This window comes from Mesorhizobium sp. WSM4841 (genome assembly GCF_055811515.1).
Window position 1 is genome coordinate 17,242 of the sequence record NZ_JBVVQC010000032.1, and the last position, 26,257, is coordinate 43,498.

General features: G+C 62.7%; 31 protein-coding genes. 14 read left to right on the plus strand and 17 right to left on the minus strand.

Features of this window, described 5'->3' with window-relative positions; genetic code table 11:
• Positions 1 to 34 precede the first annotated feature (34 nt).
• From purQ to purC, 4 genes are read right to left on the minus strand one after another with little or no spacing between them, the layout of a single operon-like run.
• Entirely contained in the window at positions 35 to 703 is a 669-nt protein-coding gene (gene purQ, locus AC0L14_RS27850; RefSeq protein WP_352934825.1) for a phosphoribosylformylglycinamidine synthase subunit PurQ, read from the minus strand.
• Complete coding sequence (locus tag AC0L14_RS27855) at positions 700 to 954, minus strand: hypothetical protein (protein ID WP_473487919.1); 255 nt, start codon at positions 952 to 954, stop codon at positions 700 to 702. Before AC0L14_RS27855 ends, purQ begins: the two co-directional genes overlap by 4 nt.
• A gap of 18 nt (positions 955 to 972) precedes the next feature.
• Positions 973 to 1,215, minus strand: a complete 243-nt coding sequence (gene purS / locus AC0L14_RS27860; protein ID WP_023798246.1) for a phosphoribosylformylglycinamidine synthase subunit PurS — start codon at positions 1,213 to 1,215, stop codon at positions 973 to 975.
• 41 nt (positions 1,216 to 1,256) lie between these two features.
• Positions 1,257 to 2,051 carry a phosphoribosylaminoimidazolesuccinocarboxamide synthase gene (purC, locus tag AC0L14_RS27865; protein WP_023674725.1) on the minus strand — a complete coding sequence of 265 codons (795 nt, stop codon included), beginning with the start codon at positions 2,049 to 2,051 and terminating at the stop codon, positions 1,257 to 1,259.
• A 277-nt stretch (positions 2,052 to 2,328) separates the two neighbouring features.
• On the opposite strand from purC, the gene AC0L14_RS27870 reads away from it, so the two are divergent.
• Positions 2,329 to 2,649: a DUF1476 domain-containing protein gene (locus AC0L14_RS27870; protein ID WP_473751431.1), complete on the plus strand. Its 321-nt coding sequence runs from the start codon at positions 2,329 to 2,331 to the stop codon at positions 2,647 to 2,649.
• Positions 2,650 to 2,858: 209 nt separating this feature from the next.
• Positions 2,859 to 3,632 (plus strand): HpcH/HpaI aldolase family protein, encoded by a 774-nt coding sequence (locus tag AC0L14_RS27875; protein WP_473528263.1) that lies wholly within the window; start codon positions 2,859 to 2,861, stop codon positions 3,630 to 3,632.
• Here the strand turns inward: AC0L14_RS27875 and AC0L14_RS27880 are convergent.
• A complete protein-coding gene (locus tag AC0L14_RS27880; protein ID WP_473528262.1) occupies positions 3,629 to 4,177 on the minus strand; it encodes an RBBP9/YdeN family alpha/beta hydrolase in 549 nt (182 codons plus the stop codon). The two genes, AC0L14_RS27875 and AC0L14_RS27880, sit on opposite strands and share 4 nt — an antisense overlap.
• 305 nt (positions 4,178 to 4,482) lie before the next feature.
• On the opposite strand from AC0L14_RS27880, the gene AC0L14_RS27885 reads away from it, so the two are divergent.
• Positions 4,483 to 5,295, plus strand: a complete 813-nt coding sequence (locus tag AC0L14_RS27885; protein WP_473751432.1) for a VOC family protein — start codon at positions 4,483 to 4,485, stop codon at positions 5,293 to 5,295.
• A gap of 16 nt (positions 5,296 to 5,311) precedes the next feature.
• On the opposite strand, the gene AC0L14_RS27890 is transcribed toward AC0L14_RS27885, so the two are convergent.
• From AC0L14_RS27890 to AC0L14_RS27905, 4 genes are read right to left on the minus strand one after another with little or no spacing between them, the layout of a single operon-like run.
• The gene (locus AC0L14_RS27890; RefSeq protein WP_473487924.1) at positions 5,312 to 5,884 is read right to left on the minus strand and encodes an RBBP9/YdeN family alpha/beta hydrolase; all 573 of its coding nucleotides are present in this window, start codon (positions 5,882 to 5,884) and stop codon (positions 5,312 to 5,314) included.
• Positions 5,884 to 7,191 carry an adenylosuccinate lyase gene (gene purB / locus AC0L14_RS27895; RefSeq protein WP_473528259.1) on the minus strand — a complete coding sequence of 436 codons (1,308 nt, stop codon included), beginning with the start codon at positions 7,189 to 7,191 and terminating at the stop codon, positions 5,884 to 5,886. Before purB ends, AC0L14_RS27890 begins: the two co-directional genes overlap by 1 nt.
• A 59-nt stretch (positions 7,192 to 7,250) precedes the next feature.
• Positions 7,251 to 7,715, minus strand: coding sequence for a hypothetical protein (locus tag AC0L14_RS27900; protein WP_473528258.1), 465 nt, complete (start codon positions 7,713 to 7,715; stop codon positions 7,251 to 7,253).
• Positions 7,716 to 7,761: 46 nt separating this feature from the next.
• On the minus strand, positions 7,762 to 8,487 hold the full coding sequence (locus AC0L14_RS27905) for a DUF2259 domain-containing protein (RefSeq protein WP_473528257.1): 726 nt from the start codon (positions 8,485 to 8,487) through the stop codon (positions 7,762 to 7,764).
• Positions 8,488 to 8,628: 141 nt separating this feature from the next.
• Here AC0L14_RS27905 and AC0L14_RS27910 point away from each other — a divergent pair, with 141 nt between their 5' ends.
• Complete coding sequence (locus AC0L14_RS27910; protein ID WP_473528256.1) at positions 8,629 to 8,883, plus strand: DUF2171 domain-containing protein; 255 nt, start codon at positions 8,629 to 8,631, stop codon at positions 8,881 to 8,883.
• Positions 8,884 to 8,930: 47 nt separating this feature from the next.
• Here AC0L14_RS27910 and AC0L14_RS27915 read toward each other — a convergent pair whose 3' ends face one another.
• A complete protein-coding gene (locus tag AC0L14_RS27915) occupies positions 8,931 to 9,950 on the minus strand; it encodes a P1 family peptidase (protein WP_473528275.1) in 1,020 nt (339 codons plus the stop codon).
• Positions 9,950 to 11,023 (minus strand): branched-chain amino acid ABC transporter substrate-binding protein, encoded by a 1,074-nt coding sequence (locus AC0L14_RS27920; RefSeq protein ID WP_473528255.1) that lies wholly within the window; start codon positions 11,021 to 11,023, stop codon positions 9,950 to 9,952. Before AC0L14_RS27920 ends, AC0L14_RS27915 begins: the two co-directional genes overlap by 1 nt.
• 191 nt (positions 11,024 to 11,214) lie before the next feature.
• On the opposite strand from AC0L14_RS27920, the gene AC0L14_RS27925 reads away from it, so the two are divergent.
• The 7 genes from AC0L14_RS27925 to AC0L14_RS27955 are packed head-to-tail and all read left to right on the plus strand — an operon-like array spanning position 11,215 to position 17,522.
• Positions 11,215 to 11,709, plus strand: coding sequence for a flavin reductase (locus AC0L14_RS27925; RefSeq protein WP_123150093.1), 495 nt, complete (start codon positions 11,215 to 11,217; stop codon positions 11,707 to 11,709).
• A gap of 32 nt (positions 11,710 to 11,741) precedes the next feature.
• Positions 11,742 to 12,671 (plus strand): AAA family ATPase, encoded by a 930-nt coding sequence (locus tag AC0L14_RS27930; protein WP_123149974.1) that lies wholly within the window; start codon positions 11,742 to 11,744, stop codon positions 12,669 to 12,671.
• Positions 12,672 to 12,674: 3 nt separating this feature from the next.
• Positions 12,675 to 13,925: a vWA domain-containing protein gene (locus AC0L14_RS27935; protein WP_473751433.1), complete on the plus strand. Its 1,251-nt coding sequence runs from the start codon at positions 12,675 to 12,677 to the stop codon at positions 13,923 to 13,925.
• 28 nt (positions 13,926 to 13,953) lie between these two features.
• Positions 13,954 to 14,292, plus strand: a complete 339-nt coding sequence (locus tag AC0L14_RS27940) for an XdhC family protein (RefSeq protein WP_065008152.1) — start codon at positions 13,954 to 13,956, stop codon at positions 14,290 to 14,292.
• Between the two features lie 10 nt (positions 14,293 to 14,302).
• Entirely contained in the window at positions 14,303 to 15,007 is a 705-nt protein-coding gene (locus tag AC0L14_RS27945; RefSeq protein WP_473487931.1) for an XdhC family protein, read from the plus strand.
• Positions 15,004 to 16,614, plus strand: a complete 1,611-nt coding sequence (locus tag AC0L14_RS27950) for an NTP transferase domain-containing protein (protein ID WP_473487932.1) — start codon at positions 15,004 to 15,006, stop codon at positions 16,612 to 16,614. The genes AC0L14_RS27945 and AC0L14_RS27950 overlap by 4 nt, the downstream gene beginning before the upstream one ends.
• 32 nt (positions 16,615 to 16,646) lie before the next feature.
• Positions 16,647 to 17,522, plus strand: a complete 876-nt coding sequence (locus AC0L14_RS27955; protein ID WP_473487933.1) for an alpha/beta hydrolase — start codon at positions 16,647 to 16,649, stop codon at positions 17,520 to 17,522.
• On the opposite strand, the gene AC0L14_RS27960 is transcribed toward AC0L14_RS27955, so the two are convergent.
• Positions 17,519 to 18,568 (minus strand): DUF1176 domain-containing protein, encoded by a 1,050-nt coding sequence (locus AC0L14_RS27960; RefSeq protein WP_473528254.1) that lies wholly within the window; start codon positions 18,566 to 18,568, stop codon positions 17,519 to 17,521. The genes AC0L14_RS27955 and AC0L14_RS27960 overlap by 4 nt on opposite strands.
• 122 nt (positions 18,569 to 18,690) lie before the next feature.
• Here AC0L14_RS27960 and AC0L14_RS27965 point away from each other — a divergent pair, with 122 nt between their 5' ends.
• On the plus strand, positions 18,691 to 19,197 hold the full coding sequence (locus tag AC0L14_RS27965; RefSeq protein ID WP_473528253.1) for a DUF1993 domain-containing protein: 507 nt from the start codon (positions 18,691 to 18,693) through the stop codon (positions 19,195 to 19,197).
• A gap of 43 nt (positions 19,198 to 19,240) precedes the next feature.
• On the opposite strand, the gene AC0L14_RS27970 is transcribed toward AC0L14_RS27965, so the two are convergent.
• Complete coding sequence (locus tag AC0L14_RS27970) at positions 19,241 to 19,405, minus strand: hypothetical protein (RefSeq protein ID WP_023798224.1); 165 nt, start codon at positions 19,403 to 19,405, stop codon at positions 19,241 to 19,243.
• A gap of 369 nt (positions 19,406 to 19,774) precedes the next feature.
• Here AC0L14_RS27970 and AC0L14_RS27975 point away from each other — a divergent pair, with 369 nt between their 5' ends.
• Both AC0L14_RS27975 and AC0L14_RS27980 read left to right on the plus strand, forming a co-directional pair.
• Positions 19,775 to 20,842: an aldo/keto reductase gene (locus tag AC0L14_RS27975; RefSeq protein WP_473487935.1), complete on the plus strand. Its 1,068-nt coding sequence runs from the start codon at positions 19,775 to 19,777 to the stop codon at positions 20,840 to 20,842.
• A 60-nt stretch (positions 20,843 to 20,902) separates the two neighbouring features.
• Complete coding sequence (locus AC0L14_RS27980; protein WP_473528252.1) at positions 20,903 to 22,162, plus strand: cysteine desulfurase-like protein; 1,260 nt, start codon at positions 20,903 to 20,905, stop codon at positions 22,160 to 22,162.
• Positions 22,163 to 22,180: 18 nt separating this feature from the next.
• Here the strand turns inward: AC0L14_RS27980 and AC0L14_RS27985 are convergent, their stop codons facing one another.
• The 4 genes from AC0L14_RS27985 to AC0L14_RS28000 all read right to left on the minus strand — a co-directional run bounded on the left by AC0L14_RS27985 (position 22,181) and on the right by AC0L14_RS28000 (position 26,256).
• The gene (locus AC0L14_RS27985) at positions 22,181 to 23,212 is read right to left on the minus strand and encodes a histone deacetylase family protein (RefSeq protein WP_473487937.1); all 1,032 of its coding nucleotides are present in this window, start codon (positions 23,210 to 23,212) and stop codon (positions 22,181 to 22,183) included.
• Positions 23,209 to 23,724, minus strand: a complete 516-nt coding sequence (locus AC0L14_RS27990) for a GNAT family N-acetyltransferase (RefSeq protein ID WP_473487938.1) — start codon at positions 23,722 to 23,724, stop codon at positions 23,209 to 23,211. The genes AC0L14_RS27985 and AC0L14_RS27990 overlap by 4 nt, the downstream gene beginning before the upstream one ends.
• A 220-nt stretch (positions 23,725 to 23,944) precedes the next feature.
• On the minus strand, positions 23,945 to 24,874 hold the full coding sequence (gene kce / locus AC0L14_RS27995) for a 3,5-dioxohexanoate:acetyl-CoA acetone transferase (protein ID WP_473528251.1): 930 nt from the start codon (positions 24,872 to 24,874) through the stop codon (positions 23,945 to 23,947).
• Between the two features lie 2 nt (positions 24,875 to 24,876).
• Complete coding sequence (locus AC0L14_RS28000; protein WP_473528250.1) at positions 24,877 to 26,256, minus strand: aminotransferase family protein; 1,380 nt, start codon at positions 26,254 to 26,256, stop codon at positions 24,877 to 24,879.
• Between the last annotated feature and the right edge of the window lies 1 nt (position 26,257).

Sequence of the window (26,257 nt, forward strand, 5' to 3'; positions counted from 1 at the left end):
TTCGAGTTCGGAAAAGGGATGAGCGCCGAAGATATCAAGCGGCGATGCCGAGGGCACTTTCGAACAGTGCCCGGCCGTCGCTGCCGCCATGCGCCGCTTCGATCAGGTTCTCGGGATGCGGCATCAGGCCGAGCACATTGCCCTGGCCGTTGATGATGCCGGCAATGTCGTTTATCGAGCCGTTGGGATTGGTGCCTTCCGCATAGCGGAACACGACCTGGCCTTCGCCTTCGAGCCTGCGAAGCGTCTCGGCGTCGGCAAAGTAATTGCCGTCGTGATGCGCCACCGGCGAGCGGATGATCTGGCCCGGCTGATAGCGGCGGGTGAACATCGTGTTCGCGTTGGCGATCTGCAGCTTGACTTGCCGGCAGACGAATTTCAGCGATGTGTTGCGCATCAAGGCGCCCGGCAGCAGCCCGGCCTCGACCAGGATTTGGAAGCCGTTGCAGACGCCGATGACCATGACACCCTTGGCCGCCTTTTCGGCGACCGCCCGCATCACCGGCATGCGCGCGGCAATGGCGCCGCAGCGCAGATAGTCGCCGAAGGAAAAGCCGCCGGGAATGGTGATCAGGTCGACGTCGGGGATTTCGGTGTCGGTCTGCCAGACGGTGACCGGTGGCGTTCCCGAAATCTTGGTCAGCGCCGCGATCATGTCGCGGTCACGGTTGAGGCCTGGCAGGAGGACGACGGCTGATTTCATTTTGGTTCGTAAGGCCTCTGGGCTTCGGCAAGTTCGCGCAGGTCTAAGCGCCGTTCAATATGTTCCAGGCACTCGTCCTCGCGAGCCAGCACGCAGTAGATGTTCTTCACGTCACCCTCGGTGGCAATGAGGTGGCCGCGGATGGAGCCGAGTTCGGACCTTACCTCCCCGAGCGTCAAATCCATCCTGTCCAGCCGCGACTGAATGGACCTGAGGACTTCAAATATCAAGCTTCCATCAAGCTCGGCCATCTGCCCTCCGGCACAACCTCAGGTAATGGCCACACTATAGTTCTCAATCACCGTGTTCGCCAGAAGCTTGTCGCACATGGCTTTGAGATCGGCCTCCGCCTTGGCCTTGTCGCTCTCCGCAAGCTCGACGTCGAAGACCTTGCCCTGCCGCACCTGGCCGACGCCGTCAAAGCCCATTCCGGACAGCGCATGTTCGATCGCCTTGCCTTGCGGGTCGAGCACGCCGTTCTTGAGGGTTACGGTAATGCGGGCCTTGATCACGCTGGACATGCTCCTGTTCGAAGTATTGCGCGGCAAAAAACTCAGTGCGGCTTGCCTTTGACGCCATCGGTCGAGGCGACGAGCACCGGCCCGGCGGGGCGCGGCGGCTCGTTCTCGTTCATGATGCCAAGGCGGCGGGCGACTTCCTGATAGGCTTCGACGAGACCACCCATGTCGCGGCGGAAACGATCCTTGTCGAGCTTGTCCTGCGTCGCCACGTCCCACAGACGGCAGGAGTCCGGCGAGATCTCGTCGGCAACGACGATGCGCATCATGTCGCCTTCGAACAGCCGGCCGCATTCGATCTTGAAGTCGACGAGCTGGATGCCGACGCCCATGAACAGGCCTGAAAGGAAGTCGTTGACGCGGATGGCCAGCGCCATGACGTCGTCGATCTCCTGCGGGCTCGCCCAGCCGAAAGCGGTGATGTGCTCTTCAGACACCATCGGGTCGTCGAGCGCGTCGGCCTTGTAATAGAATTCGATGATCGAGCGCGGCAGCACGGTGCCTTCCTCGATGCCGAGACGCTTGGCCAGCGAACCGGCAGCCACGTTACGCACCACCACCTCGAGCGGGATGATCTCGACTTCCTTGATCAGCTGCTCGCGCATGTTGAGCCGGCGGATGAAATGGGTCGGAATGCCCATCCGGTTGAGATGGTTGAAGATGTGCTCGGAAATGCGGTTGTTGAGCACGCCTTTGCCATCGACGATTTCGTGCTTCTTTTTGTTAAAAGCGGTCGCGTCGTCCTTGAAGAATTGGATCAGTGTTCCCGGCTCAGGTCCCTCATAGAGGATCTTGGCCTTGCCTTCATAAATGCGGCGGCGATTTTTCATCTGATCTTTTCTCTGGATTTCCGGGCAGGCGGCATGCGACCAGTTCCTGTCCGTTTGCCTAAATTAGTGCGGCAACGGTAGGGGTTCAATGCCGGTGTCTATCCCAATCACACTGTTTGCTCAATCGGCAAATCCTTTCAATCACCGCTTTCCGGAATGAAATGCCGCAGCGCAGCAAGTGACATACCATATTGACCGGCCCGCGGGCTTTTGGTTTGTGCTGCGGCAATACACATATTTCGACTGCCAACGAATCGGATTTGACCGGAGGGATGCCATGAGCAGCATGAAAGATCGCGAGGAGGGCTTCGAGCGCAAGTTCGTAATCGACGAGGAACTCCGGTTCAAGGCTTCGGCCCGCCGCAACAAGGCGCTCGGCCTGTGGGCCGCCGAAAAGCTCGGCAAGGCCGGGGCCGACGCCGAAGCCTATGCCAGCCAGGTCGTCCTCGCCGACATCGAGGAAGCCGGCGATCACGACGTTTTCCGCAAGATCCGCAAGGATTTCGACGAAGCCGGGGTCGCCCAGTCGGACCATCAGATTCGCCGCACCATGGACGACCTGATGGCGCAGGCAATCGAGCAGATCAAGAACACCTGATCCTTGCTCTGAGCCAATTGACTCACTGGACCAATCGACCGCCTGGTCTCTCCAGGCGGTTTTTCTTTGCCTTTGCGGTCGTTTCCGGCTGAACTGCATTAGAGCGACATGCATCCATTCGGACGCACAAAGTACGCTCTAAAACTTTGAGTCCTCGCATCGGGCTTTCCGATTTTTTGGGCCGATGCGAGCGAATAAGGAAGGCGCCCATGTCCCTGAAGTCACGCCTTGCGGCCGATGAAACGTTGTGCACCGCATGGTCTGGCGTGCCTGATGCCCTGACGGTCGAGATTCTTGCCAGACAGGGTTTCGATGCCGTCACGCTCGACATGCAGCATGGCGGACATCACGAGGACAGCGTGCTGCGCGGCCTTGGGCCGGTGCTGGCCGCCAACAAACCGGCGCTGGTGCGCATTCCGGTCGGCCGTTTCGACATGGCCAGCCGCGCGCTCGATTTCGGCGCCGAGGCGGTGATTGCGCCGATGGTGAATTCGGTGGCGGACGCGCGGCTGTTTGCCGCCGCCATGAAGTACCCGCCACTCGGCGAGCGCTCCTGGGGCCCGACCTATGCCTTTCCGCGTCATGGCAAGGGCGACTATGCCGACTGGCTGCGCGACAGCAACGAGCGCACCATGGCCTTCGCCATGGTCGAAACGCGCGCCGCCCTCGATGCGCTCGACGGCATCCTCGACACGCCGGGTATCGATGGCATCTTCCTTGGCCCATCGGATTTCTCGATTGCCTGGTCGAACGGCGCCGCCGTCAACTCGACGCTCGAAAGCATGATGGAAACTGTTGCCTCGATCGCCGAGCGGACACGCAAGGCCGGCAAGCATGCTGCAATCTACGTCATCGAGCCGGCCATCGCCGGCCGTGTGGTGTCGATGGGCTATCGGCTGCTGGCGATGGGTTCCGAGCATGCGCTGATCGGTCTGGGGGCAAAGACCCTGCTGAAGAGCGTGAGGGACTCGATCGGCCCCTAAAGGTCGGTCAGAAATTTCGCAAAAGTCATCGATCCTTCGGGCCATGGGCCGAAGCCGGAATCCGCATTGAGATGGCCAGCATCGCCGGCATCGATGAACAGCGAGCCCCAGGCGCCGGCAATGTCCTCGGCCACATCGAACATGCAGAACGGATCGTTGCGGCTGGCGATCACCACCGAGGGAAATGCCAGCGGCTCGCGCGGGTAGGGACCGAAGGTCATCAGGTGCCTGGGTTTTATCTTGGGATTGGCGACGTCGGGCGGCGCCACGAAGAAGGCTCCGGCGACCAGACGCCGGAACTGCGGCATTGCCTGGACAACGGCGGCGACGCCGAGCGAATGCGCGACGATAACGACCGGTCGTTCTGCCTCGTTGACCGCCTTCGCCACGCTCGCCGTCCAGTCTTCGCGCACCGGCTTCGACCATTCCGCCTGCTCGACACGGCGCGCCGTCGACAATTTCGATTGCCAGCGGCTCTGCCAATGGTCAGGCCCGGAATTGGTGTAGCCCGGCACGATGAGAATGTCTGCATCCCTGACTTTCATGGCGCGCATGTAGCGAGGGACACGGTTTCGTGCAACCGTGCATGATCCCAAAAAGTGTGAAGCGGTTTTTGGACAAGATCATGCGCAAAACAGGGTCTAATCGGTGCGATTGCTCACAAATAGTGAACACCATGTTCGCTTTTTGCCGTCTTGTGTGAACGATCGCGATCGACGATCTGTCATCGGGAAGAAACAGCCGTGTAAATGAGAACCCGGATTTGGACCTGACACGACGTACAATGGTAGGTGGCGCCGGGCTCCTGGCTTTTGGGATCTCGTCGAAGGCCGCCCAAACGGAGACTTTGATGAGCGAACTGCCTTTTGCCGCCACGACCCCGGTCAGCGTTGCCCGCGTCGGGTTGCGCGCGCGGAATGCCGAAAGCCTGGCCGCTTACTATCGCAACGTCGTCGGTCTGCGGGAACTGAGCCGCGCCGGCGGCACGATCACGCTGGGCGCCGCCAATCGTCCCTTGCTCGACATCGAGGCGGATGCAGCGGCGAAGCCCGACGATTCGCGCAGCGCCGGCCTCTTCCACACAGCCTTCCTGCTGCCCAGCCGGACCGATCTCGGGCGCTGGATCAACCATGCCATCGCCAACAAGATCGGCATTGAAGGCGCATCGGACCATCTGGTCAGCGAGGCACTTTACCTGACCGATCCTGAAGGCAACGGCATAGAGATCTATGCCGACCGCCGCCATGAGGACTGGAAGTGGAATGGCGACAAGATAGCGATGGCGACCGAACGGCTGAATATTTCGTCGGTCGTCGCCGACGTGCCGGCCGGCGATGCCGGCTGGCATGGCATGCCGGACAACAGCATTATCGGCCACGTCCATCTGCGCGTCGGTCGCCCGGAAGACGCCGAGGCCTGGTGGCACCAGGAGTTCGGCTTCGACACGGTGGCGAAATATGGTAGCGCGGCGGTATTCCTGTCGTCAGGCGGCTACCACCACCACATCGGCGCCAATTCGTGGCAGAGCGCCGGCGCCGGCCGTCGCGATTCTTCCCGGTCCGGCCTGGCCTGGGTCGAAATGCGTTCCGATAATGTGACTGAGGCAACCACCCGCGAGGATCCATGGGGAACGGTGATCAGGACCGCTCCCGGCAAGGCTTGAGCGTTCTGGAAGCCTGTTAGAGCCGGGCCTTTTCCAACAAGCGGCCGAGCATGAGCAGGCCCGCCGGCCAAAGGCCGAGGCGGGTTTCGTTGCCCATATGGCCGAGATCGCCGGCGTCGGCGAGGTCCGCGCCCCAGGCGGCGGCGAAGGCGGTCGCCTGGTCGAAGGTGACGCGCGGATCGGTACGGCTGGCCACCACCAGGGTCGGAAACGGCAAGCGTTTCAGCGGCATCGGCGCAAAAGGGCGAACCAGGTCGAAGGAAGGATCAGGGTCGTCGACATTGGTTGCGGCAACCAGCAACGCGCCCGCAACCTTGTTGAGTTGGCTTTCGCTGGCGCTGGCCGCCCACTTCACCGCCGTCGCCACCGCCAGTGAGTGCGCAAGCAGCACCACGCGCCGAGGTGCCGCGGCAATCGCTGCGTCCACCCGGCCAATCCAGTCCTCGGGGGTCGGCCTGTCCCATTCGGCCTGCAGCACGCGGCTCGAATTGGGGAACGCCCGGCACCAATGCGACATCCAATGATCCGGCCCGGAATTGCCGCGTCCTGGCAGGGCGAGAAAATCGAATTCTCCAGCCGCGGAAATCATCACGCTTCCCCGAACACACGCTTGAAGATCGTGTCGACATGCTTGGTATGATAGCCGAGGTCGAATTTTTCACGAATCTCGGCTTCGGGCAAGGCTGCGGTGACCTCTTTGTCAGCCAAAAGTTCCTCAAGGAAATCAGCGCCTTGCTCCCACACTTTCATGGCGTTTCTCTGCACCAGCCGGTAGGCGTCCTCACGGCTGACACCGGCCTGGGTCAGCGCCAGTAGCACACGCTGCGAATGCACAAGGCCGCGGAACTTGTTCATGTTCTTCAGCATGTTGTCGGGATAGACGAGCAATCTGTCGATGACACTGGTCAGCCGCGACAGTGCGAAATCGAGCGTCACGGTCGCATCCGGGCCGATCATGCGCTCGACCGACGAATGCGAGATATCGCGCTCGTGCCAGAGCGCCACGTTCTCCATCGCCGGTAGCGCGAAGGAACGCACCATGCGCGCAAGCCCGGTGAGGTTTTCGGTAAGCACCGGGTTACGCTTGTGCGGCATCGCCGACGAGCCTTTCTGTCCGGGCGAAAAATACTCTTCCGCCTCCAGCACCTCGGTGCGCTGCAGATGGCGGATCTCGATCGCCAGCCGTTCGATCGACGATGCGATGACACCGAGTGTCGCGAAGAACATCGCGTGGCGGTCGCGCGGGATCACCTGCGTCGACACCGGCTCCGGCTTCAATCCGAGTTTCTTCGCCACATGCTCTTCGACATAGGGATCGATGTTGGCGAAGGTGCCGACAGCACCTGATATGGCGCACGTCGCAATATCCTCACGCGCGTGCACCAGTCGCTCGCGGCAGCGCGAGAATTCGGCATAGGCCTGCGCCAGCTTGACGCCGAAGGTGGTCGGCTCGGCATGGATGCCGTGGCTGCGGCCGATGGTGATTGTGTCCTTGTGTTCGAAAGCGCGGCGCTTGAGCGCCGCAAGCAGGCCGTCGATGTCGGCCAGAAGGATGTCGCTGGCGCGGGTGAGCTGCACGGCAAAGCAGGTGTCGAGAACGTCCGAGGATGTCATGCCCTGATGGATGAAGCGGGCATCCGGCCCGACGAATTCGCTGAGATGGGTGAGGAAGGCGATGACGTCGTGCTTGGTCACGCGCTCGATCTCGTCGATGGCCTCGACGTCGAATTTCGCGGCCCCGCCCTTTTCCCAGATGGTCTTGGCGGCCTCCTTCGGGATCACGCCGAGCTCGGCCAGGGCGTCGCAAGCGTAGGCCTCGATCTCGAACCAGATGCGGAACCGGGTTTCGGGCGACCAGATGGCCACCATTTCCGGCTGGGAGTAGCGAGGAATCATCCGTCAGTCCTGACTTGCGAGGGCATTCGCCCGCGTCCTAACAGAGCCGGACAAAATGCTCAACGCTGCTGCCGCGCAAACCAGATGCTGGCGAGAGCTAGCGCGATGAAACCGAGCGGAAAATAAAGCCGGATGCCCAGAACGATGAATTGATAGAACGCCGTCGCCACGGTGTGCACGAACTGGATGGACCAGGCGATGGTCAGTGCAGGTTCATGCCACTGGGCATAGTAGGAACGGTATTGCAGCGCAAAGAGCCCACCGGTGGGGCCGATCGTAGCGGCAAGAAGGCAGACAAACGCGGCCGCCAAGGCAACTTGCCAATGCCGTCCGAGCGAGACAAGCCGCGCCAGGAACAGGCCAACCGGAAAAGCGAGCGCTCCGCCGGCCGCATAGAGCAACGAGACGAGGCGGATCTTTGCCGGAGTCTCCCAGTCGTCCAACAGCAGATTGGCAAGCGCGCTGGCGCCCATCGCTGCGCCCCACAGCAGGGCGCCGCAAACCGCGGCGCGCGGCGATGGCAAGCCTTGCCGATACGATCCAGTCGGTTGTGTATGGCGGGGAGCGGCGTCACAGCCGGCCGGTCACCGCGATCCAGCGATAGTCCGGCCCTTCGAAGCCGTACTGGCGCACCGCGATCAGCACGGCATAGGCGCTGAGGCCCTGGATGGAAAATGTCTGCACCGCGCCGATCCGATAGCCGTTCGGGCAGCCTCTGCTCTTAGGGATCGACTTGTCTTCGTGCAGAAGCTCAGTCTTGCCGCCGTCTTTCGCCTCGATGCGCAGCAAACGAAAGCCGTTGATCTCGCCGAGGCTCTGGCAGGCTTCCGTGTCGTTCATACCGATCTCGTCGAGCCGGAACTCGAGCGGATCATCGACCGGCGAAAAGATCGGCCGCGGGTTGACCACCATGCGGAACGGATCGGCCGAAAGTTCGGTCACCGGGTTGAACCCGGCGGTGATGCCGCGATTCGCGGTCAATTCCGCCTGCTTGATGATAGCTTCGCCTTTCTGCCGAGCTGCAAGGCGCGCCGCGTCGAGCGTTGCGTTCTCGTTGTCAAGCCGCACCCTGATCGGCGTGCCCTTGAGAAAACTGTCGTCGGCCGTGTCGATGTAATAGCGATTGGCATAGGGGAATCCCGACCCGTCCTGGACACCATATTCCTCGAAGGCGAAGATGCCGCCATCCCCAGTGAAGCCGAGGATTTCAAGCTCGGCGACGTCGCCGGTATGCGCGGCGAGCGACATTGCAAACTGGGCAAGGAGAGAAACGGCAAACAGGGCAAGAATTCGCATCGGATTCCGTTTGAGCAGCCAGCGTTGTTTCGATCACTATCACGACATCGTCAAAACGTCGTGCCCTCTGAGACGCAGGCCCAATGCATCCAATCGCGCTGTCATTTGTTTATGTTGGCAGCTTCAAATGGAGAACCCACAATGACCGATGCAGCCAGCATTCGCGAACATATGGAAGTGATCGGCGCCGACGGCGTCCATGTCGGCACCGTCGACAAAGTTGAGGGACAACGAATCAAGCTGACCAAGCGCGACAGCGGCGAGGGCGCTCACAGGGGGCATCACCACTTCATTCCGCTCAGCCTCGTAGCCGAAGTCGAGGGCCAGAAAGTGCGGCTGTCGGCAAAATCGGATGTTGCGGTCACATTCGAGGAAGAGAAATCCGACCCCACCTGATCACGGCCAATAATGACGACCCCCTTTTTGATTACGGCAGCGCGCATTCAGCGCGACGACCAGACCGGAAACAGGTCGCCATCGGCTGGCGTCGCGGCAAAGACGCCGCGGCTGATGGCGCGCGCCATGGTGGCGCCTGCCGCTGCGTAGAGGTCGATGGCGTCATTGGGCGCGAGCTCGATGCCGCTCTTGCCGGTCGCCAGCGCGAAAACCAGATCCCCGTCGGCCGGCGTGTGTGTCGGCCAAATGGCGCGCACGAAGCCGTCATGCGCTGATATCGCCAGGCGTTTGGCGGCGGCCTTGGTGAGGACAGCGTCCGTGGCGATGATGGCGATGGTCGTGTTGCCGCCGACCTTCGCCCGTTTCCCGATATGCTTGTCGCGAAACTTCAGCAGGATCGTTTTCGCGTCCTCCGGCATAGGCGAGGGATAGCCAAGCCCGCCGAACTCGTCGCCGATCTCGAAGGGCGCTGCCCAGAAGTGGCGTGTTTGGGCGATCGTCACCGAGCCGGTCGGATTGACGGCGGCGAGCGCGCCGATGGTGACGCCGCTGTCGAGCACCGTCGAGGCCGATCCGAGGCCGCCCTTCAGGCCGGAACTCAACGCACCACTGCCCGCGCCGACAGTGCCGAGCGGAAAATCGATGCCGACTGCCTGTGCCGCCTCATAGCCGAGATCGCGATAGGGCGGATAGCGACCCCAGTCCTTGTCGCCGCCATTGCGCAGGTCGAACAAGATCGCCGCCGGCACGATCGGCACGCGAAAGCCGCCGACCTCGACACCGATGCCCCTTTCACGCAGTGCCGCCTGTACGCCCGCGGCGGCGTCGAGACCGAAGGCCGAACCGCCCGAAAGCACCACAGCATGGATCGCCTCGATCGAATTGTGCGGCTCGAGCAGGTCGGTCTCGCGGGTGCCCGGCGCACCGCCCAGGATCTGGACACCGGCCACCGCCGGTTCGTCGCAGACGATGGTGGTCACCCCGGACTTCAGCCTCACGTCGGAAGCGTTGCCGACGCGCAGGCCGGCGACATCGGTGATGAGATTGCGCGGCCCTGTCCGAAACATCATTTGGCCTCCGCCGGCACGAAATGCGCGCCGTCGAAACGGAAGACCCGATAGAGGTTCTCGGTCAAGTCGCCCTTGCCGTCAAAGCGGATAGGCCCGATCGCGGAGCTGAAGTCATGCGCGGTAAGCGCATCGGCCAATGGCTTGCCGGAGGTTTCCGCCAGCGCCGTCGCCGCTTCGGCGATCTCGACCGCCGCAAAGGCCGGCAGCGTGTAGCCGTCCGGCACGATCTTGTGCGCGGCAAAGCTGTCGAGCACCTTGGAGGCGGCGACATCATCCCATTCGGGCGGCGCGATCATCAGCGTGCCCCTGGCATAAGCCACGTCGCCGGGCGGTGTGCGCAGCGCTTCGCCGCCGGCAAAGGTGATTCCGGCATCGAGCTGGCCGGCGTCGCGACCCATGATGGCGATGTCGTCGCCGTCGCCGCCGGCGAAGACATGCGTTGCGCCGGCTTTCCTCAGCCGCCCGATCAGCCCGATCTGGTTGTCGAGCTGCGGCCGGAATGTGTCGACGAACACCGGTTTCAGCGCCGCCTGCTCGGCTGCCGCCCGAAGCGTCTCGGCGATTTCGCGGCCGTAGATGGTGCCGTCGTCGACGACGGCGAACAGTTCGTTCTGCCATTGGCGGGTGAGGATGGAGGCGACTGCGTTGCGCTCGTCGTCGCCGCGCGGCCCGAGACGAAAGATCGGCCAGCCGGTCTTGGCGCGCCGGTCGGTCAGGCTTTCGGTGCGCACGCCGACGGTGATGACCGGTATGTTGGCGTCCTTCAGGATCGGCAGTGCCGCCTCGATCGCCTCGGTGCAGAGGAAGCCGACGACCACGCCGACTTTCGCCGCAGCGAATTCCCTCGCCGCGGCAGCCCCGCCATCGGCCGTGCAGGCGTCGTCGACAACCTTGAGTTGAGCGCCGTTCGCCGCTGCCGCCAGGCCAGCGCCCGCCTCGATCTGCTTGCCGAGGATCGCCGACGGCCCGGACAGTGGTGCTGCGACGCCGACCAGCAGCGTCTCAGCGTTCGCATCACCAGCGAGAGACAGCCAGGCCAGCACCGCTATTGTCGTTGTCCTGGGTCGCATGCGAGCGAAGAATTCCTCTGCCGCGGTCGCCTGTTTGCCGGGGCCACTTCCTGCCAAGACCTAAAGGCTGGTCAGCTTTCACGCAACACGCGAAATTCAAGATGCATGTCAACCACTTCGCTTGTGGCATTCAATATGCCGCCATATATAGCGGTTCGGTTCACCTCGCTTCAAACCAATGGAAATCGCCGGTGCTGAAGAAGAACGACATAGGGCCGCAGGCCTATCGCGACGCGATGAGCCATTTTGCCGGCCACGTCCATGTGGTTACCACCGACGGTCCCGCCGGCAGGCGCGGTGCGACTGTCATTGCAGCCTGTTCGGTCTCGGACACGCCGCCGACCATCCTGGTCTGCCTCAATTGCGAAAATCCCAAGAATGAGCCGTTCGTGAAGAATGGCAGGTTCGCCTTGAACACGCTGGCTTCGGACCAGGAGGCGCTGTCGGTCGGCTTTTCCGGCCTCACAGGTCTGCCCGTCGAGGAACGTTTCGCGTTGGGCGATTGGGACGTGATCTCGACCGGTGCGCCGACGCTGAAGGGCGCGCTCGCCGTGTTCGACTGCGAACTGATCGACACCAAGGATCTGGCCACCCACCGTGTGCTTTTTGGCAAGGTGACAGGCCTGCGCACCGGCGATAATTTGCGGCCGCTGATCTATCACGACCGCGGCTATCACGCTCTGTAGAGGCCCTGGATGGCTGCACCCACGGAGAGAGAATGACCGAGTTGAAACCACGCCCGGCGCCGCCGACGATCGACGAGACTCTCGATCTGCTGACCGGTGCGGACTATATGGCGGATCGGTCACTGGCGACCGTGCTGTTCTTATCGCTGCGCATGAAGCGGCCGCTGTTCCTTGAGGGCGAGGCCGGCGTCGGCAAGACCGAGATCGCCAAGGTGCTGGCGCAAGCGCTCGGCCGCCGGCTGATCCGCCTGCAATGCTATGAAGGCCTCGACGTCTCGTCCGCCGTCTACGAGTGGAACTACGCCGCGCAGATGATCGAGATCCGCATGGAAGAGGCGGCCGGCAAGGTCGACCGCTCCGACATGGAGCGCAACGTCTTTTCCGAAAAATACCTGATCCGCCGCCCGGTGCTCGACGCACTGACCGGCAAGGCGGGCGCCGCCCCGGTCTTTCTGATCGACGAGCTCGACCGCACCGACGAGGCCTTCGAGGCATTCCTGCTCGAAATTCTCTCCGACTTCCAGGTGACGGTGCCCGAACTCGGCACGATCAAGGCGCAGGAACCGCCGATCGTCATCATCACCACCAACCGCACCCGCGAGATCCATGACGCGCTGAAGCGCCGCTGCCTCTATCACTGGGTCGACTACCCGAATGCCGAGCGCGAGCTGGAGATAGTGCGCAGAAAAGTACCGCAGGCCAACAGCCGGCTGTCGGCAGAGGTGGTTTCGTTCATTCAGAAGCTGCGCCAGATCGAGCTGTTCAAGGTGCCGGGGGTTGCCGAGACCATCGACTGGGCAGGCGCGCTGACCGAACTCGACAAGGTGGCGCTCGATCCGGAAACCGTTTCCGACACGATCGGCGTGCTGTTGAAATACCAGGACGACATTGCCCGTATAGAACAGGGCGAAGGCCGGCGCATCCTCAACGAGGTGAAGGCCGAGCTTTCGGCGGCGGAGTAGGCGATGGCAACGCCGCGTCCCGAACCGAAAGAGGCCACGTCCGATGGGAGGATCGCCGATAACATCGTCTATTTCGCCCGCACCCTACGCAAGGCCGGCATGCGGGTCGGCCCGGCCTCGGTAAAAGATGCGATCGAGGCGGTGCTGGCCGCCGGTATCGGCTCTCGCGACGATTTCTACTGGACGCTGCACGCCGTACTGGTGTCGCGGCACGAGGATCACCCTACCTTCGACGAGACTTTCCGGCTGTTCTGGAAATCGCACGAGCTGATCGAAAAGATGCTGGCGATGTTTTCGCCAGTTGCGCCGAACAGTCGTGAGAAGCAAAAGCCGCGGGCTGCGGAAACCCGCGTCAGCCAGGCAATGTTCGAGGGCCACCAAAAGAACCAGCCGGTGCAGGAAATCCCCGAGATCGAGGTCGACGCTCGCTTCACGTTTTCCGGGAACGAGGTGCTGAGGGGCAAGGATTTTGCCCAGATGAACGCCGCCGAGATGACTGACGCCAAGAAGGCGATCGCCGAGTTGCGGCTGCCCTTCGACATGGTCAGGACACGGCGTTTCAAATCCAACGCGCATGGCCGACGTATCGATCCGCGCGCCATGATGCGCTCGGCCGCGCGGACAGGCGGCGAACTGATCCTGCCGAAATTCCGGTCGCCGCGCGAGGTTCACCCGCCGCTGGTCGTGCTTGCCGATATTTCCGGTTCGATGAGCCAGTACACGCGCATTTTCCTGCATTTCCTGCATGCGCTGACGGAAAAGCGCCGGCGCGTGCACGCCTTCGTCTTCGGCACCAGGCTGACAAATCTGACGCGGCAGATGCGCCATCGCGATCCTGACGCGGCACTCGCCGATTGTTCGGCGGCGGTGATGGACTGGTCGGGCGGCACCCGTATCGGCGATACGCTGGCCGAATTCAACCGGTTGTGGTCGCGGCGTGTGCTGGGGCAGGGCGCCGTGGTTCTCCTGATCACCGACGGGCTGGAGCGTGACGACGTTGCCGGCCTGTCGGAGGAAATGGAACGCCTGCACAAATCCTGCCGGCGGCTGATCTGGCTGAACCCGCTGCTGCGCTTCGACGGCTTCGAGGCGCGCGCCCGCGGCGTCAAAGCAATGCTGCCGCATGTCGACGAGTTCCGCTCGGTGCACAATCTCGACGCGCTCGCCGATCTGTGCGCGTCGCTGGACAAGAATTCGGCGCGCTCCGTCGACCCACGCAGATGGATTGAGGGTGGCGCGAGAAGCGCCGCATAGCCATATGTTTCCTCCGGGAGAAACGGTGATGGAAAACAGCATTTATCTTGATGAGGCGCGCGATCCGCTGATCATTGCGGAAGGCTGGATGAAAGACGGCAAGGATGTTGCCATTGCTACCGTGGTCGAGACCTGGGGCTCGGCGCCGCGCCCGGTCGGCAGCCATCTGGTCATTGACGCGGAAGGCAATTTCCACGGCTCTGTCTCGGGTGGCTGCGTCGAAGGCGCGGTGGTCACCGAGGCGATCGATGTCATCGACAGCGGCAAGGCAAAGATGCTGGAATTCGGCGTTGCCGACGAGACCGCATGGCAGGTCGGACTGTCCTGCGGCGGCCGCATCAAAGTCTATGTCGAGCGCTTAGGTTAGGCCAGACACGATGGATCCCTACGCGCTGAAAACGCTGAACGTCGAACGCCGCGCCCGCCGCGCGGCGATCTTGGTCACCGATCTCGGCGACGGCCGCGACCGCATCGTGCGCGAGGGCGATCAGGTCGCCGGCGAATTGGGCGCTGCGATCGCCAAGGCGTTTCGGTCAGGCAATTCGGGCTCGGTCGAGGCGGAAGGGCGAACCTTCTTTCTCAACGCCCACCTGCCGCAGCCGCGCCTGATGGTGATCGGCGCCGTCCATATCAGCCAGGCACTGGCGCCGATGGCCAAGATCGCCGGCTATCCCGTCGAGATCGTCGATCCGCGCACGGCCTTCGCCACATCAGACCGCTTTCCCGATGTCGCGCTGCATGCCGAATGGCCGGAGGATGTGCTTTCGCGCCAGCCGCTCGACAGCTATACGGCGTTGGCAGCCGTCACCCATGATCCGAAGATCGATGACTTCGCGCTGAAGGCGGCGCTCGACGCCAACTGCTTCTATGTTGGGGCGCTTGGCAGCCGCAAGACCCATGCTAAGCGCGTCGAGCGCCTGCTGGCATTGGGCGCGACCGCCGACCAGATCGCCCGCATCCACGCGCCGATCGGCTTGGACATTGGCGCTGCCAGCCCGGCAGAGATCGCCGTCGCGGTGCTGGCGCAAGCGATCAAGGCATTTCGTTCGCGCGGCTTCGAAGCGAAGGACGCGGCGGCGTGAAGTTTGGGCCGATCCCCGTAGATACGGCTGAAGGCGCGGTGCTGGCGCACGCCACCACCGCCGGAGAACGGCGCTTCCGCAAGGCGCATCGGCTGAACGCCGATGATGTATCTTTGCTCAAGGCAGCAGGGATTTCGGAGGTTGTCGCGGCTGTTCTCGCTCCCGACGATTTGAGCGAGGACGCTGCCGCCGAAAAGATCGCGGACAGCATGATTCATCGCAACATCGAGGCCAAGTCCGCTTCGACCGGCCGGGTTAATCTCCACGCTCAGGCGGCCGGCATCTTCACCGTCGATGCGGCGATGATCGACGCCATCAACGCCGTTGATCCGACGATCACCATCGCCACCTTGGCGCAGCACGCGCCGGTTGAAAAGGGCCAGATGGTTGCAACGGTGAAGATCATTCCCTTCGCGGTCAGCTCCATGCTGGTCGATTCGGTGGCGAGGATCTGCGCCGGCGGCGAGATCTTTGCCGTCAATGTCTATCAGCCGGTCCGTGTCGGCGTCATCCAGACGGTTCTGCCCGGCATCAAGCAGAGCGTGCTCGACAAGACGTTGCGTGTCACCGAAGCCCGCTTGGCGCGGTCGGGCGGCCGGCTGACGGCGGAGCGCCGCACGCCGCACGACGTTGGCACCGTTGCGGAGGCTGCGGTCTCGCTGGCGCGCGATAACGACATGGTGGTGATCTTCGGCGCCTCGGCGATGAGCGATTTTGGCGACGTCGTCCCGGCGGCGATCGAGAAGGCCGGCGGCATCGTCATCCGCGCCGGCATGCCTGTCGATCCTGGCAATCTGTTGGTGCTCGGTACGCTTGGCGGCAAGCGCGTCATCGGCGCACCGGGCTGCGCCCGCAGCCCCAAGGAGAACGGCTTCGACTGGGTTCTTGACCGGTTGATCGCCGGCCTCGACGTGACGGCCAAGGATATCGCCGGCATGGGTGTCGGCGGTCTGTTGATGGAAATCCCGACGCGGCCACAGCCGCGCGAGCCGCTGCCGGCCAGAGCCGAGTTGAAGGTCGATGTCGTGCTGCTGGCCGCCGGCCGCTCCAGCCGCATGGGCGGCCCGAACAAGCTGCTGGCGCTGTTCGACGGCAAGCCGCTGGTCCGCCGCACCGCCGAGCGCGCGCTCGGCTCGAAAGCCTCTGATACAATTGTCGTCACCGGCCATCAGCGCGAGCGCGTGCGGACAGCGCTGTCGGGCCTGGACATCACCTTCGCCGACAATCCGGATTTCGCTGACGGCCTGTCTTCGTCGCTGAAGGCCGGCATCGCGAAAGTTGCCGGCGACGCTGCCGGTGCCATGATCGTGCTTGGCGACATGCCTGGCGTCGCGTCAGCCGATCTCGACAGGCTGATCGATGAATTCCGCAAGTCCGAGGGCCGATCGGTCGTGCGCGCCTCTCATGAGGGAAAGCGAGGCAACCCGGTGCTGTTGCCGCGCTCACTGTTTGCGGCGATCGCTCATCTCGAAGGCGATACCGGCGCGCGCCATCTAGTCGAGGCCGAAGGGCTCGATGTCGTCGATGTCGAGATCGGCAAGGGTGCGTCGATCGATGTTGACACCCGCGAGGCGCTGGAAGGCGCCGGCGGCGTGCTGCAGGATTGACAAACCGAGGCCGAAAAACGCATCCCTGAGGGATGGCTCTCCGTTTACAGCTTCTGACCTTGATTTTTCTTTTGTTTTCGGGTTTGGCGTACGGTCAAACGCTGTCGCTAAAGCCCTTCAAGGACGACCTGTTCGCCTATCCGGCCATCCTCTCTTCCGAGGGCGCCTATACTGTCGTCGACTATCGCGAGCTGCGCGATATCAACGCTCGCGACAAGGTGCCGGAGCGCCGCGCGCAGCCGCGATATGTCGACACCGGTGTGCGCAAGGTGCAGCAGGATCTGCTGCTGAAGACCGACGCCGGCAATATCCGCCACGTCGCCGTCGGTCGCACGCAAGGTGCTGCCATCATCGTGCTCTATTTGCATGGACAGGGCGGCAGCCGTAAGCAGGGCGTCGACGATTTCACCTTCGGTGGCAATTTCAACCGCATCAAGAACCTGATGGCCGGCAATGGCGGCCTCTATCTGTCGCCGGACTTTTCCGATTTCGGCGACACAGGTGCTGCCCAAATCGCCGCGCTGATCGGTCACTATGCCGAACGGTCGCCGGACGCGAAGATCTTCGTTGCCTGCGGCTCGATGGGCGGCGCACTGTGCTGGAAGCTTGCCGCCCGCAAGAATACGGGCGGCCGCATCGACGGGCTGCTGCTGCTCGGTTCGCTGTGGGATGAAAGTTTCTTCTCGAGTCTGGCCTTCAAGCGCCGTGTTCCGGTCTTCTTTGGCCAGGGCAGCAAGGACCCGGTGTTTGCAGTCGAGAAACAGGAAGCCTTCTTCCGTTCGATCCTGACCAAATCGAAAACCTATCCGGCCCGCTTTGTCCGCTTCGAGACGGGCACGCACGGTACGCCGATCCGCATGACCGACTGGCGCGGCACGCTCAACTGGATGCTGTCGAAGGCCCCTTAAGGCGCGGTGTTGTAGTCCACCACCGTCTGCGGGTTGATCTCGCCGTCATAGGAGGCGTCGACATCGTACTGCACCAGCGAGAAATTGCCGTTGCGAAACAGATAGGTCCCGACTGACGAGGCATCGCCGACGCCGCGCCACTTGTTGAGCGACGAGATCGTCTTGGTGGCGTCGTCATATTCGGAATTGACCAGCTGGTCGTCGGTCTGGAAGCCAATGACGTTGATCGCCTCGACCTTACCTTCGCTATTGTTGTTCTCATAGTGGATATCGAGTTCCGGCGAGGCGAACTGCAACTGCCGGACGCCTGATACGTCGTCGTAGACATAGTAGACGACACTCTCATTATAGGCGGCCATCGAGCAGAAAAAGCGGAATAGCCGCGTCTCGAGTTCCGGCTCGTCGGCCTCGGAGCCCGGATACTTGTAGCGGAGGGAGTAGGCGTCCGGCTCTGCCAAGGGCTCGCCGCCTGGCATTTCCTTGTCGCATTGTTCGCCATAGGTGGCTGCAAACGCTTTCTTGACCTGCTCCAGCGCCGCATCTTTCTTCGGCGGCGGCGGTCCGTCGCCGCAGCTTGCCGGCACCGCGTCCTCGAAATCGGCCTTGGATGGTTTCAGCGCGCCCTTGTCGATGAAGATCGGGCGGAATGGCGGTTCCTGGATCTGGGCGTTGATCTGGCGCAACGTATAGCAACCGGCAAAGACATTTTCGCTGCCGTCCTTGGCTGTCGCCCGGATGGCGACCGGAACATTGTAATAGATGCTGCCGGCCGCACCGTCTTCGGACACACCACCGGTTTTGACTTCGACGGTGTCGGTGCCGTCATAGCCTTTAACGAAGGCGCCGAAATCCTTGGCCGGCTTGGTTTCGCCGAAATAGTCCCAGGCGCGCGCGAATTCTTGCCGGTTGATGGCGCTGTAGAACGAGCGGATGACCGCTTCGGCGTTCGACCTGTCGTCGACATAGGGCGCTTCGGCGGCGAGCACTGGCTGGCCTGTCACGGCAAGGGAGAAAAAAGCGGTCGCTGCGAAAAGGGCGCTTCTCATCGGGAATCTCCACCAGATGGGAATCCTATCATACCGATTGCGGCGACGTGGTGGCGCTTGAAGAATCGCCCGCGGAGGCGCTAGGTGCCGCCCTCGGCGTTCCCGCCGGATAGGAGATTCATGTGACCATATCGATGTACGAAGCGTCCGTTCCGGTGTTTTCGGCCAGGTTGAAGGCGCTATCCAACGTGCTGAACATCGCCGAGCAGAATGCGCTCGACCGCAAGATCGATCCGCAGGTGTTTTTGACGTCGAGGCTGGCGCCGGACATGTACGCGCTGACCAGGCAGGTGCAGATCGCCACCGACCACGCTAAGGGCGCGCCATCGCGGCTTGCCGGCCGCGAGGTGCCGAAATACGAGGACAGCGAGGCGAGCTTTGCCGATCTCCAGGCGCGCATCGCCAAGACCGTCGACCATCTGGCGACATTTTCGGCTGCCGATATGGACGGCTCCGATGACAGAATGATCGAGCTGAAGCTTGGCCAGCGCGAGTTCTCGATGGCCGGCATGCAGTATCTGCTGCATCTCGCCATGCCCAATTTCTATTTCCACGTGACCACCGCCTACGACATCCTGCGCCACAATGGCGTGCCGCTGAGCAAGGCGATTTTCATGGGATCGCGTTGAAGAATGGCGAGGAGATATCCCGGTCGAGCCGGGATATCCGTGACTAACGTGAGGACATTTCGCGAGCGACACGCGGAAAATCGGCTGGTTTGATGCCGATGTCGGCACGGTCGGCATTGCTCATCGAATGAAGCAGCGCCAGAGCCGCGCGGTAGCGCAGATGTTCCTGCGGACGCGGACGGGCGAACATTTCAGTGAGAAAACCCATGATTCAAGCCCCTGGTTGGTCCTCCCCGAGTCGCAATATAAGCAAATCATGACAATTGTGCAGTGCAGCATTTGCATGGCAGCCATGCTGCACAGGTTTTTTTGATTACCGGTGAAACTTCCGGCGCGGACGGACCGTATAGCTGAACGCCGGCACAGGGCCGGTTTTTCCTCGCCATTCCTGGCGAAATTCCGGACTGCATGAAAAATGCAGTCCGGCTTTTTGTTGTCTGCTGCGTAGCCGTTGGCTGGATTTCATGGAAAAGTCGTCGGCGATTGGCGGCGGGCTTGGAGACAGCCCTCGCATTCCTGTATGCTGTGCCTTCCTCCCCGCGCAGCCGCGCAAAAACTTCCCGCCGGAGAAAGTTCCATGCACAAACGCCGCCTCGGTCGGACCGATCTTCTTGTTTCCCAGATCTGCTTGGGATCGATGACCTGGGGCCAGCAGAACACCGAAGCGGACGGCCACGCCCAGATGGATCTGGCCTTTTCGCGCGGCATCAACTTCATCGACACTGCCGAGCTCTACCCGATCCCGCCCAAGGCGGAGACGCAAGGCTGGACCGAGAAGATCATCGGCAGCTGGATGAAAGCGAAAGGCAACCGCGATCAGGTGATCCTCGCCTCGAAGGTGGTTGGCCGCACCGCCAATGCATGGTTCCGCGGCGGGCGTCCGTCGAAGCTGGTGCGCGCCGACATCTTGGATGCCGTCGAAAAATCGCTGACCAGGCTCAACACCGATTATCTCGATCTCTATCAAATCCATTGGCCGGAGCGCGCCGTGCCGTGGGGCGCCAACCCGAACCGCGTCGGCGCCGTGCCGCTGCGAGCCGATGCCGTCGGCACACCGGCCGGCGAGACGCCGATCGCCGAGACCCTCGCCGTCTTCGACGAATTGGTGAAGGCCGGAAAAATCCGCCATTTCGGCCTGTCGAACGAGAGCTCCTGGGGCGTCATGCGGTTCATCGCCGAAGCCGACAAGGGCCTAGGTCCGCGGCTGGTGTCGCTGCAGAACGCCTATAACTTCGTCAACCGCGGCTTCGAGGTGAATCTTGCCGAAGTCTGCGAGCGCGAACAGGTTTCCCTGCTCGCCTATTCGCCGCTGGGACAAGGTTACCTGACCGGAAAGTACGACCATGGCGCGCGGCCGCTGGGCTCGCGTTCTCAGCTCTTCAACCGCGGTCAGCGTTACGAGACGCCCAATGCCGCGGAGGCGCAGCTCGAGTACAACGAGCTGGCGCGCTCATTCGGCATGGAGCCGGCACTGTTTGCCAACGCCTATGTCGCGAGCCGGCCTTTCGTCACTTCGAGCCTCATTGGCGCGACGACCCTTTCGCAGCTCGAAATGGCGCTGTCTTCCGCCGATGTCGTCTGGACCGAGGAAATGCAGAAGGCGGTCGACGCAATCCACCAGCGTGTCGGCAACCCGTGTCCGTGAGCTGCTTTCCGGCGCTGTAAGGTGTGATTGCCAAACGATTACAAGAGGGAGGGAGAAAAAGTGACTTTTCCGATTGAGGTCGTGCGCGAGAAATTCCCGGCACTGTCGCTGACCGACAAGGGCCGTCGCCGCATCTATCTCGACAACCCGGCCGGCACCCAGGTGCCGCAAGCGGTAGCCGACGCGGTGTCACGCTGCCTGCTGACCACAAACGCCAATCTCGGCGGCTTCTTCGAAACCACGATTGCGGCGCAACAGATCGTCGACGACGCCCATGCGGCGATGGCCGATTTCCTCGGTGCTGCGAGCCCGCAGGAAATCATCATCGGCGCCAACATGACGACACTGACCTATCACATGTCGCGCACGCTTGGCTGCACGATGCAGCCCGGCGACGAGATCATCCTCACCCGCATGGACCACGAAGGCAACGTATCGCCCTGGCTGCAGCTGGCCGAAGACCTTGGCCTTGTCGTGCGCTGGCTGCCTTTCGACCAGCAGAGCTGGCAGATCGAGGAGGCGGCGCTTGCTGCGCTGCTCACCGACAGGACGCGACTGGTCGCCTTGAACTACGCCAGCAATCTGACCGGCTCGATCAACCGGGTGAAGGCGCTGACGCGCATTGCCAAGCAGGCCGGCGCGCTGGTCTATGTCGACGCCGTGCAGTTCGCGCCGCACGGCCTGATCGACGTCAGGGATCTCGGCTGCGATTTCCTAATCTGCTCGGCCTATAAATTCTTCGGCCCGCACATGGGCATCCTATGGGGCAGACTTGACGTCATCGACGCCCTGAAACCGTATAAATGCCGCTGTTCGTCCAATGCTCTGCCGGAGCGGTTCGAACTCGGCACGCCGCAGATCGAACTGATGGCCGGACTGACGGCCGCGGTCGATTATTTTGCGGAGCTGGGCGCGGCGGCAGGCGGTTCGCGCCGCGCCAGGATCGCCAAGGCGTTCGAAACATCAACAGCTTACGAAAATCCGCTGGCGCAAAGGCTGATCGACGGGCTGTCGGACGTTTCAGGCCTGACGATCCACGGTATCACCGATCCGGCGTGTATCGGGGAGCGCGTGCCGACGGTCTCGTTCACCGTCGACGGCATCGTGCCGGAGACGATCGTACGGCAGATGAATGCGGACAACATCTTCCTGTGGTCCGGCCACAACTACGCCTGGGAGATCGTGCATCAGCTCGGCATTCCGGCCGAGCAAGGCGTCATACGCATCGGCATCGCCCACTACAATACGGCGTCCGAGATCGACGAGACGCTGGAGAGCGTGCATCGGGTTATCGCGATGCTGCGACAGGAGCGATCCTGACGCGACATCCGGCTGATATTAGCGTTTCTTGCCGCCGCCGAACCCGGTGAGGAAGGCAGTAAGATTGTCGCCGAGTTCGTCGCAGAGATAGCCGCCTTCCTGGACGATTACCGTCGGCAGGCCGCGACCGGCGATAGCCTCGCCGATGCGCGAGAAGCCCTGCGTCGTCAGCGATAGTCCGCCGAACGGATCGCCCTCGAAGGCGTCGAGGCCGAGCGCCACGACAAGCGCTTCCGGCGCAAAGGCGCGGATACGCTGGAACGCCACGTCGAGTGCTTCGAGGAACGCGGCATCGCCGGATTTGCGCGCCAGCGGCAGGTTGAAATTGTAGCCGAGTCCGGCTCCTTCGCCGCGTTCGTCTGCATGACCCCAGAAGAACGGATAGAAGCGCACCGGATCGGCATGCAGCGAGACGGTGAGCACGTCCGGCCGTGCGTAGAAAATGCCTTGCGTGCCGTTGCCGTGATGCAGGTCGACGTCGAGGATCGCCACCCGCGCAGCTTGCTTGCGGAGCACCTGTGCCGCGACCGCCGAATTGTTGATGAAGCAGAAGCCGCCGGCGACATCGGCAAAGGCGTGATGGCCGGGCGGACGGCAGAGCGCATAGGCAGCCGGTGCGCCCGACATCACGCCCTCAGCGGCCTCGACCGCGCTCCAGGCGCTCCACAGCGCGCTCCGCCACGTCTCGCCGGAGATCGGGCAAGCGGTGTCGGCCATGTGGTAGCCGGCCTGGCCGACCGCCGATGCCGGATAAGAGCCGCCCCGCGCGATCGGATGGATGTTGGGGATCACTTCGGCCGAAGCGCCTTCGATGCGCTGCCAGCGCACAAAGATGTGCTCGAGAAAATCAAGGTATTCGGGCGCATGGACCGCCGCAACCGGACCAAGCCCGTGATCTCTCGGCCGTTCGATCGTGCAGCCGGCGGCCTTGGCGCCGACGAGCAGCCGTTCGACGCGTTCCGGCTTTTCCGGATTGGGTTTCTGGGCGCCGCTGGAGAGGAACGCCTTGGGATCGTGGCGCTTCTGCTCTTCGGCATAAAAGGCTTTCATCTTGGCTCCTCATCATCGGGTGCATCGGCGAAGGCAAAGAACGCGTCGCCGACGATCTTCTGCACCTGCTCGTAGCTCGACCAGGCAATGCCCAGCCTTTCGTAGAAGGCCTTGGCGGTTTCATTGTCGGTATCGACGGACAGTCTGAGATAGGCGCCGCCGTCCTTCCGGCATTCTCGCGCGGCACGCCGCAGCAGGCGTTCGCCGATCCTGCGGCCGCGAAACCGATCCTCGACATAAAGGTCCTGCACATAAACGCCGGGCCGCCCCATCCAGGTCGAGAAGATCGGGAAATGCAGGCACAGGCCGGCAAACTCGTCGCCGACCTCGGCGATCAGCGTCGAGAAGGCAGGGTTTTCGCCAAAGCCATAGGTGCGAAGGTCCTCGGCCGTAGAAGTGATTTCCCCGGGCGCGCCGATATGAGCGCCAAGTCGCAGGATTGCGGCATGGATCGTTTCGACGTCCTCGACGGTGCCGGGCCGGATGAGAATGTCGTTTGCAGGATCGGTCACGATAAGTGGGGCGCCAAGGTACCCCCCTCTGTCCTGCCGGACATCTCCTCCGACAGGGGGGAGATTGGCAGCGTCAATCTACCCGCACATCCTGCGACGTTCGCGATTGGCGAAAACGACTGGGACATCCGATCTCCCCCCTTGCGGGGAAGATGCCAAGTGGCGGCAAAGAGGGCAGGACAGAGGGGGGTGGGACGGAACGCAAGCATCTCAGATCGTCTCAAAAAGCTACCCTATCGCCACCCTTGAGCGCCAGCATCTCGCGCACCTCAGTGGGCGTGGCGACGTCCAGCGACAGCCCGTCGAGCACACTGCGGATACGGCGCACCTGATTGGCATTGGACTTTGCCAGCTGGCGGCCGTCGTAAAGGCTGTCCTCCAGCCCGACGCGGACATTGCCGCCCATCGCCGCCGCAATCGAGATCATTGGCATCTGGTGGCGCCCGGCGGCCAGCACCGAAAACTGGTAACTGTCGCCGAACAGTTTGTCGGCGATGCGCTTCATATGGACCAGATTGTCGGGATCGGCGCCGATACCGCCGAGAATGCCGAACACGAACTGGATGAACATCGGTCCCGACACCAGCCCCCGGTCGCGAAAATGCGCCAGTGAGTAGAGGTGGCCGACATCGTAGCATTCAAATTCGAAGCGTGTGCCGCAGCCCTTTCCAAGTCTTTCGAGCACGGTCTCCATATCGGCAAATGTGTTTTTGAAGATCGTGTCGCGTGTCGCTTCCAGCAGTTTCGGCTCCCACTCGTACTGCCATTGCCTTGGCCGGTCGAGCATCGGGAACAGCGCGAAATTCATCGAGCCCATATTGAGCGAGCACATTTCGGGCTCGGCCCTGAGCGGTGCGGCCAGCCGCTGGTCGAGCGTCATCAGCGATGAGCCGCCGGTGGTGATGTTGATCACCGCGTCAGTCGCCTGCTTGATGCGCGGCAGGAACTGCATGAACACATCAGGATCGGCGGTCGGCCGCCCATCCCCGGGATCACGGGCGTGAAGATGCAGGATCGAGGCGCCGGCTTCGGCGGCCGCGATCGCTTCTTCGGCGATCTGGTCCGGCGTCACTGGCAGGTGCGGCGACATCGACGGCGTGTGCACCGACCCGGTGACGGCGCAGGTGATGATGACTTTTCGTGGCGCCATTTTCAGCTTTCGACCGGCAGGTCGAGCTCGCCGGCCAGCACCTGCAGCGAGTCGCCGATGATGGCGACGATCTCGCCGATCTGCTCGGCAGTGACAATCATCGGCGGCGCCACCATGAAATTGTCGCCGTCGACGCCGCCCTTGACCTTTCGCCCATAGATGATCAGGCCACGTTCATAGGCGAGGTCGAGCAGACGCTGGGTGGCCTTCTTCGCCGGTGCGATCGGCTTCAGCGTATCGGGTTCGGCGACCATCTCGGCACCTAGCAGCAGGCCCTTGCCGCGCACGTCGGCGATAAACGGAAACCGCTTGGCCAATCCCTTCAACTCGGCCATCAAAATATCGCCCATGTCAGCCGCGTTGGCGATCAGGTCCAGACGATCCATCTCGCCGAGCACGGCGAGCCCGGCGGCGCAGGCGAGCGGATTGCCGGCGTAGGTATGGCCATGCTGGAAGCCGCCGGAGGCGAGCAGCGGCTGCACCAGCCGCATCGGTGCGGCCAACGCGCCAAGCGGCGCATAGCCTGAGCCTAGCCCCTTCGACAGCGCGACGATGTCAGGCTTGCAGTTCCAGTGGTCGCCGCCGAGGAACTTTCCGGTGCGGCCCGCACCGCTCATCACTTCGTCATGGATGAGCAGGATGCCGTAGCGATCGCAGATTTCGCGGATGCGCGGGTAGTAGCTGTCCGGCGCCACCAGCGCCGCTGTGGCAGCACCGCCGACCGGCTCCATGATGAAGGCGAGGACGCTTTCCGGTCCCTCGGCGAGGATTTTCTCCTCCAGCATGTCGGCGTAGCGAATGCCGCGCTGTTCCATCGAGAGATTGTCACGGTCGCGCCAGGCGGCCGGCGCCGGCACGGTCGGCATGACCTGCATCATAGGCGCAAAAGTTTCGGCCAGCGCATCGTCGCCGGTGACGGACAGCGAACCAAGCGTGCCGCCATGATAGGAGGGAAAGCGGGTGATCACCTTCCAGCGCCTGGGCTGGCATGTCGCCACTGCCCACTGCCGGGCAAGCTTAATGCAGGATTCCGTCGCTTCCGAGCCGCCCGAGACGAAAAAGATGCGGTCCATGCCTTCGGGGAGTTTGGCGGCTAATGCCCGCGCCAGTTCCTCGGCCGGCTCGTTCTCGAAATGCAGCCGGTAGGCGAAGGTGGCGCGGTCCATCTGCCGCTTCATCGCATCGAGCACGTTGCGGTTGGAATGACCGATATTGGCGACCATCGGTCCGCTCGATCCGTCGATGAAGCGACGGCCATCCTGTGTCCAGATGTAGATACCTTCGGCGCGATCGACCAGCGGCCTGCGCAAACTGGACAGATAGAACAGATGCGACGGCGGGCGCGTCTCGGTGTCCGGGGCAGGGGTCTGGGACTTCAGCATG